This window comes from Streptomyces sp. NPDC001717, assembly GCF_042892775.1.
Classification (GTDB): Bacteria; Actinomycetota; Actinomycetes; order Streptomycetales; family Streptomycetaceae; genus Streptomyces.
This window is the reverse complement of record NZ_JBIAUK010000001.1, coordinates 534,714-550,530: the sequence shown is the minus strand read 5'-3', so window position 1 is coordinate 550,530 and position 15,817 is coordinate 534,714. Positions and strand designations below refer to the sequence as shown.

Annotated in this window: 14 protein-coding genes; 6 read left to right on the top strand and 8 right to left on the bottom strand. The window is 72.9% G+C overall.

What is annotated here, in order from left to right:
• Positions 1–224 precede the first annotated feature (224 nt).
• Both ACFYZL_RS02750 and ACFYZL_RS02745 read right to left on the bottom strand, forming a co-directional pair.
• Complete coding sequence (locus ACFYZL_RS02750; protein WP_388675414.1) at positions 225–2,279, bottom strand: thioredoxin domain-containing protein; 2,055 nt, start codon at positions 2,277–2,279, stop codon at positions 225–227.
• An 82-nt stretch (positions 2,280–2,361) separates the two neighbouring features.
• Positions 2,362–3,111, bottom strand: a complete 750-nt coding sequence (locus tag ACFYZL_RS02745; RefSeq protein ID WP_388675411.1) for a DUF4344 domain-containing metallopeptidase — start codon at positions 3,109–3,111, stop codon at positions 2,362–2,364.
• 159 nt (positions 3,112–3,270) lie between these two features.
• Here ACFYZL_RS02745 and ACFYZL_RS02740 point away from each other — a divergent pair, with 159 nt between their 5' ends.
• Entirely contained in the window at positions 3,271–6,561 is a 3,291-nt protein-coding gene (locus tag ACFYZL_RS02740) for a tetratricopeptide repeat protein (RefSeq protein ID WP_388675408.1), read from the top strand.
• A gap of 485 nt (positions 6,562–7,046) precedes the next feature.
• Here the strand turns inward: ACFYZL_RS02740 and ACFYZL_RS02735 are convergent, their stop codons facing one another.
• Together ACFYZL_RS02735 and mca are read right to left on the bottom strand one after the other, a co-directional pair.
• Positions 7,047–7,271, bottom strand: a complete 225-nt coding sequence (locus ACFYZL_RS02735; protein WP_384757314.1) for a hypothetical protein — start codon at positions 7,269–7,271, stop codon at positions 7,047–7,049.
• A 2-nt stretch (positions 7,272–7,273) separates the two neighbouring features.
• On the bottom strand, positions 7,274–8,155 hold the full coding sequence (mca, locus tag ACFYZL_RS02730; RefSeq protein WP_384591720.1) for a mycothiol conjugate amidase Mca: 882 nt from the start codon (positions 8,153–8,155) through the stop codon (positions 7,274–7,276).
• 108 nt (positions 8,156–8,263) lie between these two features.
• Between mca and ACFYZL_RS02725 the strand changes: the two genes are divergently transcribed.
• Together ACFYZL_RS02725 and greA are read left to right on the top strand one after the other, a co-directional pair.
• The gene (locus tag ACFYZL_RS02725; protein ID WP_384757310.1) at positions 8,264–8,674 is read left to right on the top strand and encodes a DUF4307 domain-containing protein; all 411 of its coding nucleotides are present in this window, start codon (positions 8,264–8,266) and stop codon (positions 8,672–8,674) included.
• A gap of 310 nt (positions 8,675–8,984) precedes the next feature.
• Positions 8,985–9,482, top strand: coding sequence for a transcription elongation factor GreA (gene greA / locus ACFYZL_RS02720; protein ID WP_384591714.1), 498 nt, complete (start codon positions 8,985–8,987; stop codon positions 9,480–9,482).
• A gap of 106 nt (positions 9,483–9,588) precedes the next feature.
• Here the strand turns inward: greA and ACFYZL_RS02715 are convergent, their stop codons facing one another.
• The 3 genes from ACFYZL_RS02715 to ilvA form a co-directional block, all read right to left on the bottom strand.
• On the bottom strand, positions 9,589–10,446 hold the full coding sequence (locus ACFYZL_RS02715) for an ABC transporter permease (RefSeq protein WP_384757308.1): 858 nt from the start codon (positions 10,444–10,446) through the stop codon (positions 9,589–9,591).
• Complete coding sequence (locus ACFYZL_RS02710; RefSeq protein ID WP_388675402.1) at positions 10,443–11,492, bottom strand: ATP-binding cassette domain-containing protein; 1,050 nt, start codon at positions 11,490–11,492, stop codon at positions 10,443–10,445. Before ACFYZL_RS02710 ends, ACFYZL_RS02715 begins: the two co-directional genes overlap by 4 nt.
• Positions 11,493–11,684: 192 nt before the next feature.
• A complete protein-coding gene (ilvA, locus tag ACFYZL_RS02705; RefSeq protein ID WP_384735895.1) occupies positions 11,685–12,917 on the bottom strand; it encodes a threonine ammonia-lyase in 1,233 nt (410 codons plus the stop codon).
• Between the two features lie 206 nt (positions 12,918–13,123).
• On the opposite strand from ilvA, the gene ACFYZL_RS02700 reads away from it, so the two are divergent.
• The 3 genes from ACFYZL_RS02700 to ACFYZL_RS02690 all read left to right on the top strand — a co-directional run bounded on the left by ACFYZL_RS02700 (position 13,124) and on the right by ACFYZL_RS02690 (position 14,385).
• Complete coding sequence (locus tag ACFYZL_RS02700) at positions 13,124–13,645, top strand: MarR family winged helix-turn-helix transcriptional regulator (protein ID WP_384591702.1); 522 nt, start codon at positions 13,124–13,126, stop codon at positions 13,643–13,645.
• Positions 13,646–13,726: 81 nt separating this feature from the next.
• Entirely contained in the window at positions 13,727–14,134 is a 408-nt protein-coding gene (locus ACFYZL_RS02695) for a sigma factor-like helix-turn-helix DNA-binding protein (RefSeq protein WP_384757302.1), read from the top strand.
• Positions 14,131–14,385: a hypothetical protein gene (locus ACFYZL_RS02690; RefSeq protein ID WP_384757301.1), complete on the top strand. Its 255-nt coding sequence runs from the start codon at positions 14,131–14,133 to the stop codon at positions 14,383–14,385. The genes ACFYZL_RS02695 and ACFYZL_RS02690 overlap by 4 nt, the downstream gene beginning before the upstream one ends.
• A 220-nt stretch (positions 14,386–14,605) precedes the next feature.
• Here the strand turns inward: ACFYZL_RS02690 and ACFYZL_RS02685 are convergent, their stop codons facing one another.
• Positions 14,606–15,763, bottom strand: coding sequence for a cystathionine gamma-synthase (locus ACFYZL_RS02685; RefSeq protein WP_384757298.1), 1,158 nt, complete (start codon positions 15,761–15,763; stop codon positions 14,606–14,608).
• Positions 15,764–15,817: the final 54 nt, after the last annotated feature.

The following is a 15,817-nucleotide window of genomic DNA, read 5'->3' as shown; positions in this document are numbered from 1 at the left end:
GGAAGCTCACGGCGGGCCCCCATGCCCGCCGTCACCGGCTTCCGCTTTCCACCTCGTACGCGCACCCCTCAGCGCGCCGTCACAGTGGCCATTCAAGCCACATTCCGACAACCCTCGAAGCGATGACATTAGGCCGTGAACATGACACTCAGGTGCTCTACGGATAAAAAAGGGGTAACCGAACCCCAGTTCACCTAACCGGAATTGATGCTACTACGGTTGCTTCAGGGGCGAACCGTGCCCAACTGCTCGCCCAACTCGACCGGATCGGTCGTAGGCCGCGCGCAGACGAAGTGGCGACACACATACGCCGTCGGAAGGTCGCGTACAAGTGTGCGCTCGGCCAACAGGGGGAACTCGCCGCCGCTCCCGTCCGCCGCCTGCGGCAGCCCGACCGCCACCACCGCCCCGGGAGCCGTCCCCAGCAACGCCGCGCGGTGCAGGGCGGCCCGGCCCGGGTCCTCCGGATGGCCGACGACCGCCACCTCGCGGGGCCCGTCGAGCAGCGCCTCGGCGACCGACAGCCCGTGCCCGATGAACCGCGGCGCCCGCGGCCCGAGCGCGTGGACCACCGCGAGCGCCCGCTCGGCGGCCGTACGGTGGGCCTCCGAACCCGTGTGGGCGGCGTACGACAGCAGCGCGCCGGCGGCGGCCGTCCAGCCGGACGGAGCGGCGGTGTCGGTCGGGTCCTGGGGGCGGCGGATCAGCTTCTCGGCGTCGTGCGCGGTGTCGTACAGCGACCCGTCCTCGGCGGTGAACCGGTCCAGGACCAGGTCGACGAGGAAACCGGCGAACTCCAGCCACACCCCCTCGCCGGTCACGGACGCCAGCGCCAGGAACCCTTCGGCGACATCGCCGTAGTCCTCCAGCACCCCCGCGTTGACCCCGACCTGCCCGTCCTTGCTGGTCCGCGCCAGCCGCGCCCGGCCGTCCATGTGCACCCGAACGAGCAGATCGGCGGCTTCGGTGGCCCGCTCGACCAGGTCGGGCCGCTCGAAGTACGCGCCGCACTCGGCGAGGGCGGCGATGGCCAGCCCGTTCCAGGCCGCGACGACCTTGTCGTCCCGCCCGGGCGCGGGCCGCAGGTCCCGCGCGGCGAGCAGCCGCCGCTTGATGTCCTCGACCCGGGCGGCATCCACCACGGGCCCGTCCTGCGGGAGTTGCAGCACCGACTTCCCGTGCTCGAAGGTCCCCTCCTCCGTCACCCCGAAGTACGCGGCGGCCAGGTCCCCGTCCTCGTCCCCCAGCACCTCGCGCAACCCGGCGGCGGTCCACGCGTAGTAGGCCCCTTCCACGTGCTCGCCGCTGTCCGGGTCCTCGCTGTCGGCGTCGAGCGCGGAGGCGAAACCGCCCTGCTCCGTCCTCAGCTCCCGCACCATGAAGTCGGCGGTCTCCAGCGCGACGCGACGCGCGAGGTCCGACCCGGTGGCCCGCCACAGATGCGCGTACACCCGACAGAGCAGCGCGTTGTCGTACAACATCTTCTCGAAGTGCGGAACGACCCACTCCCGGTCCACGGAGTACCGCGCGAAACCCCCGCCGAGCTGGTCGTAGATCCCGCCCCGAGCCATGGCCTCGCACGTGTCCGCGGCCATCTGCAGCGCACCCTCGGAGCCGGTGCGCGCGTGGTGCCGCAGCAGGAACTCCAGCACCATGGACGGCGGGAACTTCGGCGCCCCGCCGAAGCCGCCGCGCGCGGCGTCGTACTCCCGCGTCAGCCCGAGCAGCGCCTGCCCGAGCTCCTCGGGCCCGGGCATGCCGGCCTTGCCGTAGTCCAACTGCCTCCCGGCCAGGTCCCGCACGATCTTCTGCGCGACCTCGTCGACCTCCTCCCGCCGCCCCTCCCAGGCGGTGCGCACCCCTTCGAGGACCTGCAGGAAGGAGGGCATCCCGTGCCGGGGCTCGGGCGGGAAGTAGGTCCCGAAGTAGAACGGCTCGGCGTCGGCGGTGAGAAACACGGTCATCGGCCAGCCACCCTGCCCGGTGGCGGCCTGGACGGCCTCCATGTAGACGGCGTCGATGTCGGGACGCTCTTCGCGGTCCACCTTGATGTTGACGAAGTGCTCGTTCATGTACGCGGCGGACGGCTCGTCCTCGAAGGACTCGTGGGCCATCACATGGCACCAATGACAGGAGCTGTACCCGACGCTGAGCAGGACGGGCACACCGCGCTCACGCGCCTCCGCGAATGCCTCGGGCGACCACGGCCACCAGTCGACGGGGTTGTCGGCGTGCTGGAGCAGGTACGGCGAGGTCTCGTTCGCGAGGCGGTTCGACATGGAGCCCATCCTGCCGCACCTGCCCTGGTGGAGCCCCTTCGACTGTCCGACGGGCGGACGTTCCGCCATCCGTGCCCGGAGGTCAGCGGCGCAGCAGTGGGGTCAGGTCTCGGGTCCAGGCGTCGCGGCTCGCGGTCCAGGTCGTGGCGCAGTGGGTGCGGGACGGGGTGGCCAGGTCCGGGTGGCGGGTGGGGGCGGCGCCCTGGACCGCGCAGCGGTGGGATTCGGCCCGGGCGGCCGGTGGGGCGTGTTCGTCCGAGGGGTCCGGGGCGGGGTCGGCCGCGGCGGCGAGGTCGTGGGCGCGGGCCGCGGTCAGGAGGGTGGTCTCGCCCTCGGGGGTGCGCAGGAGCATCAGCTGGGCGAAGCGGTCGGCGGCGTCCTCCTCGGCCCGGTCGTCGAGTGCCAGGTCCAGGGCGTCGGCGAGGGCGTGGCCCGCCTCGTGGTGGACGGTCTCGCGGACGAGTTCGGCGAGGTCGTCGTCCGGGTGCGGGGACCCGGCGCGCTCGAACAGCTCGCGGTCCTCGGCGAGGTCGTCGTAGCAGAGCTCCACCAGGTGTTCGGCCGGGTCGTAGCCGGTGCCGCCGCCCGCGCAGGAGCGGGCGGCGACGGTCACTTGGTACGGGAGGTCGAGGTACGCATTGAGGTCGGCGAGCACCGGCTCGACGAGGTTCCGGTCGCGGAGGAAGCGGGCCCCGGCCGCGTCGGACGGGTCCGGCTCCTCGTAGCGGATCGCGAACTCCGGGGTGGGGGGCTTCTGTCCGGCGCATCCGGTCAGGAGGAGGAGCGCCGTCAGGGCAGTCAGTGCTGTCGTCTTGGTGTCGCGTGCCGCCATCAGGTCCCCCGTTCCTGCCGGTCGGGTCAACGCGGGACGGCCGGGCGAGGGTTCCCGTACTGGCCAACTCCCTCTGATCTAGCTCAAGTTCCCTCGCGCAATCGACCGTACCGGCGGACACTTGTGGCACGTTGCCGGAGCTCTCTTAGGGGGATGCCGATGCGGGACAGCCATCGCGGTGAGGCCGAGCGGCTGTTGGTGCGGGCCGTCGACGAGGAGGCACGGCGGGTGGGCGCGGGTGCGCCGACCGTCGACCGGGCGGCCCTGCTGGCGCGCGGCAAGGAGGCGCTGGACGCGCTCGCCGCGAGTGCGGCGCCCGAGTACGAGGCGTACGTACGGGCCCTGGACGAGGCGGCGGCCGGGGACGAGTCCCTCGGGGAGGCGTTCCGGCGGGGGAACACGTCGACGGCGGTGCTGGTGACGGCCGTTGCCGCCGCCACGGCCGTCGGGACGGACCTCGCCCTCGGGGTCGCGGCCGGTACGGCGCTGACCACCGGGGCCGTCGTCGGCATCGCCGGGGCGGTGGCGGCGGTGGCGAAGGTGACGGCCCTGCACCTGCCGGCCGCGAACCGGCGGGCGGGTGAGCTGGGCCGGCCGGGCGGCCCGGAGCAGCTGCGGCTGCAGTGGCTGTCGGCGCTGGAGGTGCGCGGTATCCGGCCGTTCCTGGAGGCGCAGCGGAAGGTGTCCGCGGCGGCGGCCCGGGTGCCCCGCCCGGCGGCGCCGCAGCTGCGCGGTACGGACCGCAGCGCGGAGGCGCGGCGACGCAGTGCGCTGGAGCAGTCGTTCGGCCAACTCCCTGATCCGTCGGGGGTGTTCGCGGGCCGGCGGGCGGAGATGACCCGGATCGCCCAGTGGGTGCAGGCGGCGCGCGCCAGTACGGAGACCCGGCCGGTGGTCGTGGTGCTGCACGGCGAGCCCGGGGTGGGTCGTACGGCCCTGGCGCTGCGGGCGGCGCACGGGCTGCGGGACCAGTTCAAGGGCGCGTGCGTGGTGGACCTGCGCGGCGGTGGGGCGGCGGGAACGGGAGCGGGCGCGGGCGCGGAGGCTCCGCTGTCGACGCGGGAGGCGCTGCTGCACCTGCTGAACCGGCTGGGCGCGCCCCGTGAGCAGCTGCTGTTCCGCGAGGGGGCTTCGGCGGAGCAGCAGGTACGCCGCCTCGGTGAGCTGTACCACCAGCACCTGCAGGGGCTCGCGGTGACGGTGGTCCTCGACGACGCGGCGGACGCGGAGCAGGTACGGGTGCTCGTGCCGGAGCGTTCCGAGAGCCTGGTGCTGGTGACGGCGCGGGAGCCGCTGGAGCTGCCCGCGGATCTGCCGGCGTGGGTGCATCAGCTGCCGGTGGAGCGGCTGGGGCCGCAGGACGCGGCGGAGCTGGTGCGGGCGGTGCCCGCGGAGCAGGGGGCGGGCGAGGCGGCGCTCGCCCCGGCGCCGGAGGCCGTGGCGGCCGTCGTGCGGCTGAGCGGCGGGCTGCCGCTGGCGCTGCGGATGCTGGGCCCGTCGGCCCGTGCGGGCGTGGTCCCCGGCGCCGACACGGGGGCGGGCGCCGGGGATGCGCATCCCGTCGAGTCCGCGCTGGCGGCCGCCGATGCCCGGCTCGCGGAGCCGGCGCGGCAGTTGCTGCGGCGGCTGCCGTTGGCCGGCCGGGCGTCGCTCGGCGCGGCGGCGGCGGCCGCGCTGGCCGACGTACCCGAGCAGGCGGCGCTGCGTTTGCTGGAGGAACTGTGGGAGGCGGGGCTGATCGAGCGGGTGCGCGGTCAGCGGTTCCGGATGCACGACGTGGTGCGGGCGTACGCGGCGGCGCGGCCGGCGGCGGACGAGGACCGGGAGCCGGCGGTGGCGGCGCACGAGCGGCTGATCCGCGTGTACGCGCAGCTCGCGGACTCGGTGATCCGGATGGTCGACGGGAAGATGTCGACGCGCGCGAACCAGTTCGGGGTGCACGGTTTCACCTCGCTGGACGCGGCGCTGCGGTGGCTGGACGACGAGTCGAGCTTCATCACGGCGGCGCTGCGGCATTCCGAGGGCGTGGACCAGCAGGCGGTACTGGATCTGCTGGGCGCGCTGTGCGATTTCTGTCTGCTGCGCGGGGACCTGTACCGGCTGGGTGAGATCGACGAGCTGACGCAGGCCGTGGCGGCGGGCCGTACCGGGGACGGGGGCGTGGAAGAGGGCGGGTCCGGGGACCGGCAGGGGCGGCTGGTGCGGTCGGTGCAGTGGCGTACCGGTATCGCGGCCCGGCAGCTGGGCGAGCTGGACAAGGCCCGTACGACGCTGACCTCGGTGGTCGACCAGTACATGGAGGCCCATCAGGAGGCGGGGGCGGCGATGGCGCTGGTCTCGCTCGGCATCACGCTGCACCACCAGGGCAACCTTCCCGAGGCGGCGGCCCGCATCCGTGAGGCACTGGTGATGCAGGAGCCGGCGGAGCTGGCGGGTGACCGGGCGTGGGGTCTGCACGCGCTGGCGGCCGTGGAGCGGGACCTGGGTCGGCTGGCGGAGGCGACGGCCCTGTTGGAGCGGTCGCTGGCCCTGCACCGGGAGAGCGAGAGCGTGCACGGCGAGGCGTGGGCGCACTTCCAGCTGGGGCAGGTGCACCTGCGGTTCGGCGACGTGGAGCGGGCGGAGTCGGAGCTGTGGGTGGCGCTGGACCTGTACGGGCGGACCCGCGACGACCGCGGTGAGGCGTGGGCGCTGACCCAGCTGGGCCGGGCCCGGGTGGTGGACGGGGATCCGGGGGCCGCGCTGGAGCGGCTGCGGGACGCGCTGGCGCGGCACCGGGAGGCGGAGGACGCGCGCGGGGAGGCGTGGACGCTGTACCACCTCGGGCAGGCGCTGGAGGAGGCGGGCGAGCGGGACCAGGCGGTGCGGGAGCTGGAGCGGGCCCGCACGATGTTCTCGCGGATGCGGGACGTGTACGGGCTGGCGCACGCGCGCCACCACTCGGGGCGGGTGACGCGGGACCAGCGGGCGGCGCAGACGGGCAACCTGCGCAACTCCGGCTTCGCGCGGCAGCTGCTGGTGGACGCGCGGGCGGACTTCCGGCGGATCGGGCTGGCCCACGGCGAGGCGTGGACCTGCCTGGAGCTGGCGGTGGTGGACGCGGGCAACGGGCGGGTCTCGCAGGCGCTGGGGCTGTGCGAGGAGGCGGTGCGGCTGTTCATCTCGTACGGGGACCGGCGCGGGGAGGACTGGGCCCGGTTCCTGCGCTGCACGATGCTGCCGTACGCGGTGCCGGCCGCCCCGGAGGAGGCGCGGGCGGAGTTGTCCCGCCTGTCGGCGGCGCCGCATCCGGCGCGGGACGGGCGGCTGGAGGACTGCCTGGAGACGTACGGGGTGGTGCTGGGCCGGGGCGCGGACCCGGCGGAGGGCTGGCAGGCGTGGCGCCTGGGCCTGGTGCCGAACCTCCAGGCCCGCGAGGTCATGGGCGTACCGGGGCCGTCCCCGACGTAACGGCCCGACCGGCGCCGGCGGCACGGGCCACCTCAGCCTCGCCGGCGTTTGAGGCGCGGGGTCTGGGGCGGAGCCCCAGGACGGGTCCGGGCGGAGCCCGGGGAACGGTGGAAGGGCGGGTAGGGGACCAGCCCCGCGCAGCGGCACCCCGACCCGAGCCGGGGCCGGGCCGCAGGGTGGGCCGTCGGGGCCGGGCGCGCGCCGGGGCACCTCCTCGGGCGTCGAACCCCATGCGGCACCGGCAAGACCAGCGGGTTTCGTTCGACGCCCTGCGGGGGCGCCCCGCCGCACACCCGACCCCGACGGCGCGGGAGTGCCAAGGGGGGGCCGCCCCCAAGGGCACCGGCGGTCGACGCCCTGCGGGAGCCCACCGCACACCCGACCCCGACGGCGCCGGGGTACACGCAAGGCCCGCCCGCCGAGGCGCCGGCGGACACCCTGCGGGGGCACCCGACCCCGACGACGGGAGGGGCGGGCCGGGGTCCCTACTGGGTCCGGGGGGCTTCCGTGGGCGCGGAGCCCGGCTCCGGGGCCTCCTCGAAGTTCACCCGGCCCATGTGCCGGTTCATCGACTTCATCAGACCCCACGTCCCGAGGGCGAGGACCGCGAACACGATGAACCCCAGGACTCCCGGGGTCACCTTGTTCTTGTCGAAGGTGTCGGCCGCCAGCGGAAGGAACTGGGTGATTGCTGCCTGCGTAGCGCTCATGGCTAAGCATTCTCCCGGATGCCGGCGAAGAGGTCGGACTCGGGGAGGGAAGTGTCCACGAGCGACTTCGCCAGCTCGTACTCCTCCGTCGGCCAGACCTCCTTCTGGATGTCCATCGGGACGCGGAACCAGCCGCCGTCCGGGTCGATCTGCGTGGCGTGCGCGATGAGCGCCTTGTCGCGGATCTCGAAGAAGTCGGCGCAGGGGACGTGCGTGGTCAGGGTCCGCTCCTTGCGCTCGAACTCCTTCCAGCGCTCCAGCCACTCGCCGTAGGGGGACTCCATGCCGCGGGCGAGGAGCGCCTCGTGCAGGGCGACGGTGCGGGGCTTGTTGAAGCCCTGGTTGTAGTAGAGCTTCTGCGGCTGGTACGCCGGGCCGAACTCGGCCTCCGGGTACTTCTCGGTGTCGGCCGCGCCCTCGAAGGCCACCATGGAGATCTTGTGGGTCATGATGTGGTCGGGGTGCGGGTAGCCGCCGTTCTCGTCGTACGTCGTGACGACCTGCGGCTTGAACGCGCGGATCTTCTTGACGAGGCGGCCGGCCGCCTGGTCGACATCCTCCAGGGCGAAGCAGCCCTCGGGCAGCGGCGGCAGCGGGTCGCCCTCCGGGAGGCCGGAGTCCACGTATCCGAGCCATTCCTGCTCGATGCCGAGGATCTCGCGCGCCTCGTCCATCTCCTTGGCGCGTACTTCGTGGATGTTCTCCTCGATGTACTTGTCGCCCTGGAGCTTGGGGTTCAGGACGGACCCGCGCTCGCCACCGGTGCAGGTGACGACCATCACGGGGATCCCCTCGGACACGTACTTGGCCATGGTGGCCGCGCCCTTGCTCGACTCGTCGTCGGGGTGGGCGTGGACGGCCATCAGTCGAAGCTGCTCGGTCAAGACAGGATCCTCTGTGATTCGGCGCGACGGTCGGCTTCTATAGTGACCGAACCGGGGGACGGAAAATTCCGGGGGTGCCTCACCCTTCCCCAGCGAGAGGAAACGATCATGAGCGCGGTGCGCGAGGGGCTGCCCGAGGGCCGGTACGGCCGGTCGGCGGACGAGCGTGCGGACCGGAAGCTCAAGATCGTCGGGTCCGTCCTGGGCGTCGTACTGCTGGGCGTGATCGGCTGGATCGGCTGGGACTACATGGCCGGGCAGAGCGTCAGCGCCGAGGTGATCAAGTTCCAGGTGGTCTCCGACACCGAGGTGAAGGTGCACCTGGAGGTGCGCAAGGACGCCTCGCAGACCGGGGTGTGCACCTTGACCTCGCAGGACAAGCAGCACGGCGAGGTGGGCCGCGCCGACTTCACCTTCGCGCAGTCCTCGACGCGGATCGACGAGGTCGTGTCGCTGAAGACCACCGGGCGCGCGGCGATGATCGAGCTCGTCGGCTGCCAGCCCGCCGCCGGCAGCTGACGGGTCCGCCGGTCGTCCACGGGCGTCGGGTCCGTCACCGGGCTCGTCACCGGGCTCGTCCGTCACGCGGGCTCGTCCGTCACGCGGGCCCGTCCGTCCCACGCGGGCTCGTCCGCCACGCCCGGGTGGTTCATCCTGGAAGGGCGGGAGCCGCCGAGCCGCTCTGCGGGGCGGGCACGGCCCGGCCGGGGCCCTCCCCGGACATCACGGACGGGCTCGGGTCCTCCCCCTTTTCTTCCCGAATTGTTAGGCTCGTGGTTTCGCCCGCGACCGGCGGGCATCTAGTCCCCTGTACCGACGAGGAGCACCCGTGACCCAGACGAGCGAGAGCGTCACCTGGCTGACCCAGGCGGCGTACGACCAGCTGAAGGCCGAGCTGGACTACCTCTCTGGTCCCGCACGCACGGAAATCGCCACGAAGATCGCCGCCGCCCGCGAGGAGGGCGACCTGCGCGAGAACGGCGGTTACCACGCGGCCAAGGAGGAGCAGGGCAAGCAGGAACTGCGCGTCCGCCAGCTCACGCAGCTTCTGGAGAACGCCAAGGTCGGGACGGCGCCTGCCTCCGACGGCGTGGTGGCCCCCGGCACGGTCGTGAAGATCGCCTTCGACGGCGACGAGGACGACACGATGGAGTTCCTGCTGGCGTCGCGCGAGTACGCGTCCGGGGACTTCGAGACCTACTCCCCGCAGTCCCCGCTGGGCAGCGGTGTCATGGGCAAGGCGGTCGGCGAGGACGCCGAGTACGAGCTGCCGAACGGCAAGAAGGCCTCGGTCAAGATCCTCGACGTCAAGCCCTTCACCGGCTGATCACCCCACCTCTTGCGCCGATGCCCGGCCGGACGGCTCACCGTTCCGGCCGGGCATCGGCGTTCGTGCGTGCGGTACGGGGACGGGTACGGGTACGGGTCCCGCCCTATGCCGTCGCCGAGCGGTACTTGCGGACCGCCAACGTGCGGAAGGCCGCGATGATCAGCACCGACCAGAGGATCGAGGCGATCACCGGGTGCTGCATGGGCCAGGCGTCCGGGACCGGGTAGCCCTCCGGGAGGTTGCCGAAGAGCACGCGGGCCGCCTGGACCGTCGCGCTGAAGGGGTTCCACTCCGCGATGGTCTGGAGGAAGGACGGCATGTTCTCGGACGGCACGAAGGCGTTCGAGATGAACGTCAGCGGGAAGAGCCAGATCAGCCCGCCCGAGGTGGCCGCCTCCGGGGTGCGTACGGACAGGCCGATGAGGGCGCCGATCCAGGAGAAGGCGTAGCCGAGCAGGAGCAGCAGGGCGAAGCCGGCGAGGACCTCTCCGAAGCCGGTGTGGGTGCGCCAGCCGACGAGCAGCGCGACGACGGCCAGGACGACCAGGGTGACCGTGGTCTGGACGAGGTCGGCGAGCGTGCGCCCGGTCAGGACCGCGCCGCGTGCCATGGGCAGGGAGCGGAAGCGGTCGATGAGGCCCTTGTGCATGTCGTCCGCGATGCCCGCGCCCGCCCCGGCGGTGGCGAAGGTGACGGTCTGGGCGAAGATGCCCGCCATCAGGAACTCGCGGTAGGCCTGGGGCGAGGTGCTGCCGCCGACGCTGATCGAGCCGCCGAAGACGTAGCTGAAGAGCACGACGAACATGACCGGCTGGATCAGACCGAAGATGATCATCTCGGGGATCCGGGACATGCGGATCAGGTTGCGCTTGGCGATGACCAGGGAGTCGGCCGCGCTCTGGACGACGCCGCCGCGCGGGCGCGGGGCGGACAGCTCCGGCGAACGGGAGGTGAGGGTCACTTCGCCATCTCCTTCCGCGCGGCCGCCTTGCGGCCCTTGGCGCCGGCCTCGGGGGCACCGCCGCTCCCGCCGCTCCCGCCGTCGTCGCCGTGCTCGTCCGCCTCGCGTTCGGCGGCGTGGCCGGTCAGGGATATGAACACGTCGTCGAGGGTGGGGCGGCGCAGGCCGATGTCGTCGATCTCGATGCCCCGTCCGTCGAGTTCGCGGATGACCTCGGCGAGCAGCTTGGCGCCGCCGGAGACCGGCACGGTCAGCTTGCGGGTGTGCTCCTCGACCGTGGTCTCGCCCTTGCCGAAGGCGGCGAGGACCTCGCGGGCGGTGGGGATGTGGTCCCGTTCGTGGACGACGACCTCCACGCGCTCGCCTCCGGTACGGGCCTTGAGCTGGTCGGACGTACCGCGGGCGATGACCTTGCCGTGGTCGACCACGCAGATGTCGTGCGCGAGGTGGTCGGCCTCCTCCAGGTACTGGGTGGTGAGGAGGAGGGTGGTGCCGCCCGCGACCAGTTCCTTGATGATCCCCCACAGCCGCTGCCGGTTGCGGGGGTCGAGGCCGGTGGTCGGCTCGTCCATGAACATCACGGGCGGGCTGACGACGAGGGCGGCGGCGAGGTCGAGCCGCCTGCGCATGCCGCCGGAGTAGGTCTTGGCGGGGCGGTCGGCGGCGTCGGTGAGCTGGAAGCGTTCGAGCAGTTCCTCGGCCCGGGCCTTCGCGGCCTTGGCCCTCATCTGGTAGAGCTGCCCGACCATTTGGAGGTTCTCGCGGCCGGTGAGGTATTCGTCGACGGCGGCGAACTGGCCGGAGAGGCCGATGGCCCGCCGGACCTCGTTGGGGTGTTTGAGTACGTCGATCCCGGCGACGACGGCCTTGCCGCTGTCGGGCCGGAGGAGGGTGGTCAGGACGCGTACGGTCGTGGTCTTGCCCGCGCCGTTCGGGCCGAGCAGACCCAGGACGGTGCCTTCGGGGACATCGAGGTCCACGCCGTCCAGAGCCCGTACATCACCGAAGGTCTTGATGAGACCTTCGGCGTAGATGGCGCCTGGCATACGGATTCTCCCAGTGCGATTCGGGCCAGCAGAATCAGTGCAGTCGGTGCAATCAGCGCATTTCCATGCAGATCATATGGGCGCCGGGCGGCTCTTGCCCGGCCGAACGGGGGAATCTCCGTTCACCCGGGCGCACGCTATCGCGTCATATCGCGTATGGCCAGGGATCGGCCGACGGCAGCGGTGACCGGCCTAGCCCATCACCGTGTAACCGGCGCTGTGCAGCGAGCGCGCGACCTCCGTGCAGTGCTCCGGACCCTTCGTCTCCAGCTGCAGCTCCACCTCCACCTCCGTGAGGCCCAACCGCGGGTCGGTCCGCACGTGGCTCACGTCCAACACGTTCGCATCCACCACCGACAACACCCCCAGGAGCCCGGCCAGGGCCCCCGGCCGGTCGGCCACCCTCAGCCGCAGCGACAGGTACCGGCCCGCCGCGGCCATGCCGTGCCGCAGGATCCGCTGGAGCAGCAGCGGATCCACGTTCCCGCCGGACAGGACGGCCACCACCGGCCCGTCGTCGTACCGTTCGGGTTCGCTCAGCAACGCGGCCACCGGACTGCACCCGGCCGGCTCGACCACCAGCTTCGCCCGCTCCAGGCAGAGCAGCAGCGCACTGGAAAGCGCGTCCTCCGAGACCGTACGCACGTCGTCGAGGAGCTCGCCGATGATTTTGAAAGGGACGTCGCCGGGACGGCCGACCTTGATACCGTCCGCCATCGTCGTCGGGTTGTCGATGGACACCGGGTGCCCGACCAGCAGCGAGGGCGGGTACGCGGCGGCGCCCGCCGCCTGGACGCCGATGACCTTCACATCGGGCCGCAGCGCCTTCACCGCCACCGCGACACCGGCCGCCAGACCGCCGCCCCCGATGCCGACGAGGATGGTCCGCACCTCCGGGCACTGCTCCAGGACCTCCAGGCCCACCGTGCCCTGGCCCGCGATGATGTCGCGGTGGTCGAAGGGGTGGATGAACACCGCCCCCGTACGGTCGGCGTGGTCCTGGGCGGCCGCGAGGGTCTCGTCGACGACCTGCCCGTGCAGGCGCACCTCCGCGCCGTACTCCTGCGTCGCGGCCACCTTGGGCAGCGGCGCCCCGACCGGCATGAACACCGTCGAGCGCACCCCGAGCAGGGAGGAGGCCAGCGCCACGCCCTGCGCGTGGTTGCCCGCGCTGGCCGCCACGACACCGGCCGCCCGCTGCTCGGGGCGCAGGCCCGCGATGCGCACGTACGCACCGCGCAGCTTGAAGGAGCCGGTGCGCTGGAGGTTCTCGCACTTGAGGTGAACCGGGGAGTGCGTGAGGGAGGAGAGGTACCGGCTGCCCTCCATGGGGGTGACCCGGGAGACGCCGGACAGCATCTTCTGGGCTCCGCGGACGTCGTCGAGGATGACCGGCGGAACGGGAAGGGGCACTCGGTAGTTCATGCCGCCAGTCTCCCAGCCCGGGGGCCACCCGGCGCAGGGTGCGCGTGCGGCTCCCGACAAGGGGCGAAATCTCGCCATCCGGGACACCTCCGGGCGGTCGCCGGAGACCGGCCGTATCAGTTCTCGTACGGGGCGTACGAGCCGCCGCACGGCCGCGTACTCTGTCCCCCATCCTTGTCGGACCCACGCGAAGAGAGCCCACGGCCATGCCTTCCTACCCGGCCAATTCCGACCTGCCCGCGGCGCCGGACGCGCCCGCCGGAGCGGGTCTCCTCGACGCGCTCCAGCACCAGGTCGCCGTGTTCGCGCGCCGCGCCGAGCAGACCCGCCTGGGCGGCGTCGGCCAGGCCCGCAACTCCATGGACCGGGCCGCGTACCTGCTGCTGAACCGGCTCGACCTGGAAGGCCCGATGGGCGTCAAGGCGCTCGCCGGGGGCATGGGCATCGACTCCTCCACGGTCACCCGGCAGGTCGCGCCGCTCGTCGACAGCGGCCTGGTCAAGCGGACTTCGCACCCGGAGGACGGGCGGGCCGTGGTCCTCGCGCTGTCCCCGCGGGGGCTGACGCGGCTGGAGGAGGTCCGTTCCTCGCGGCGCGAGCTGATGGCTCGGGTCACGGAGGGTTGGAGCGAGGGGGAGCGCGAGTCGTTCACGACGCTGCTGACGCGCTTCAACCTGTCGCTGTCCGAGCTGATGGCCGCCGTGGCCGACGCCGGCCCGGCCTCCTGAACGCCCTCCCGAACACGCTCGCGACCGGGGTGCGTCAGACCCCTTGACCCGGACGGTCCCGCTGCCCGCACTATGTGAACCATGCGGGCGGTGGAGCAACGCTTGGGCCCCTACGTGGAGTTCGAGGCCTTCGTCGCGGGCGCGGCGGGGCGGCTCCTGCACGTCGCGATCCTGCTGACCGGTGAACCGGAGGCGGCCCGCCGGCTGCTGGCGGGCGCGCTGGCCCGCACGTACGCCGACTGGCGGCGCCTGCGGGGGGACGACCCGTACGACTTCACCCGACGGGAACTGTGCACCGCGTTCGCCCGCACCGGCCGGCGTCACTTCCGTGACGCCGGGCTGCTGGCCCGGCTGAGCCCGCTGGAGCGGCTCGTGGTGGTGCTGCGGATCTACGAAGGGGTCGCGGAGGAGGTCACCGCCGCGCAGCTGGGACTGACCCCGGAACGGGTCCGCTCGCTGTGCAACAGGGCCGTGGCGGAGCTGCGGTGAGCGGCCTCCCCGAACGCAAGGAAGCCCGGGTGCGGCGCCTGCTGGAGGGCCCGTACCCGGCGGTCCCGCCCGGCCTCGCGGCGGGCGCGGCGGCCCGCGGGGGCCGCATCCTGCGCCGCCGGCGCGCCCTGCGGCGCTTCGGCTGGGCCGTGCTGGTGGCGGTGGCCGTCGCGTTCACGATCTGGGCCGCCGTGACCCGCCCGTGGGCCGTCCCGCCGAGTGACATCTCCCCACCCCTGGACGGCTGGTAGAAGATCCGGGGCTCCGCCCCGTACCCCGCTCCTCAAACGCCGGAGGGGCTGGATCTTGGCTGCCGCCGTCCGCGGACTCCGGCCCCTCCGGGCAATCCCAGCCTCGCCGGCGTTTGAGGCGCGGGGCCCGGGGCAGCGCCCCGGCAGCGGCGCCGCACACGACGCCGCGCACACCCCCCGCCGGGCAGCAAGGGCAGGCCCGGCGCGGGGTGCGGGGGTGTCAGCCCAGGGCCTGGGTCAGGTCCGCGAGGAGGTCGTCCGCGTTCTCGATGCCCACCGACAGTCGGACCAGGTCCGCCGGAACCTCAAGGGCCGACCCCGCCACCGACGCGTGCGTCATCCGCCCCGGGTGCTCGATCAGCGACTCGACGCCGCCCAGCGACTCACCCAGCGTGAACAGCTTCGCGCGGTTGCAGACCTCGACCGCCGCTTCCTCGCCGCCGACGACCTGGAAGGACACCATGCCGCCGAAGTTCCGCATCTGCTTGGCCGCCACCTCGTGCCCCGGGTGCTCCGGCAGGCCCGGGTAGAGGACCTTGTGCACCTTCGGGTGCCGGGTCAGCAGCTCGACGACCTTCGCCGCGTTCTCCGCGTGCCGGTCCATCCGCACGGACAGCGTCTTGATGCCGCGCAGCACGATCCACGAGTCGAACGGACCGGCCACCGCGCCCATCGCGTTCTGGTGGTAGGCCAGTTCCTCGCCGAGCGCCGCGTCCGCGGTGACCAGCGCGCCGCCGACGACGTCCGAGTGCCCGCCCATGTACTTCGTCAGCGAGTGCACGACCACGTCCGCGCCGAGCGCGAGGGGCTGCTGGAGGTAGGGGGAGGCGAAGGTGTTGTCCACGACCAGCTTGGCGCCGGCCGTCCGCGCGATGTCGGCGACGACCGCGATGTCGGTGATGCCGAGCAGCGGGTTGGAGGGGGTCTCGACCCAGATGACCTTGGTCTTCGGGGTCAGGGCCGCGCGCACGGACTCCGCGTCGGAGGTGTCGGCCACCGACCACTCCACGCCCCAGCGGGAGACGACCTTCGCGAAGAGGCGGAACGTGCCGCCGTACGCGTCGTTCGGGATGACCACGTGGTCGCCCGGGGAGAGCAGCGTACGCAGCAGGCAGTCCTCGGCGGCCAGTCCGGAGGCGAAGGCGAGCCCGCGCCGGCCGCCCTCCAGCGCCGCGAGGTTCTCCTCCAGCGCCGTGCGGGTCGGGTTGGCGCTGCGGCTGTACTCGTAGCCGCCGCGGAGTCCGCCGACGCCGTCCTGCTTGTACGTGGAAACCTGGTAGATGGGGGGTACGACCGCGCCGGTCAGCGGGTCCGCCGTGTTGCCCGCGTGGATCGCGCGGGTCTCGAAGCTCTGGTGCTCGTGGCTGTCGTCGCTCATGGTCAGATGCTATGCCCCGGCGCCGGGTGCGGCCCGTGGCCAACCCCCTGTTGG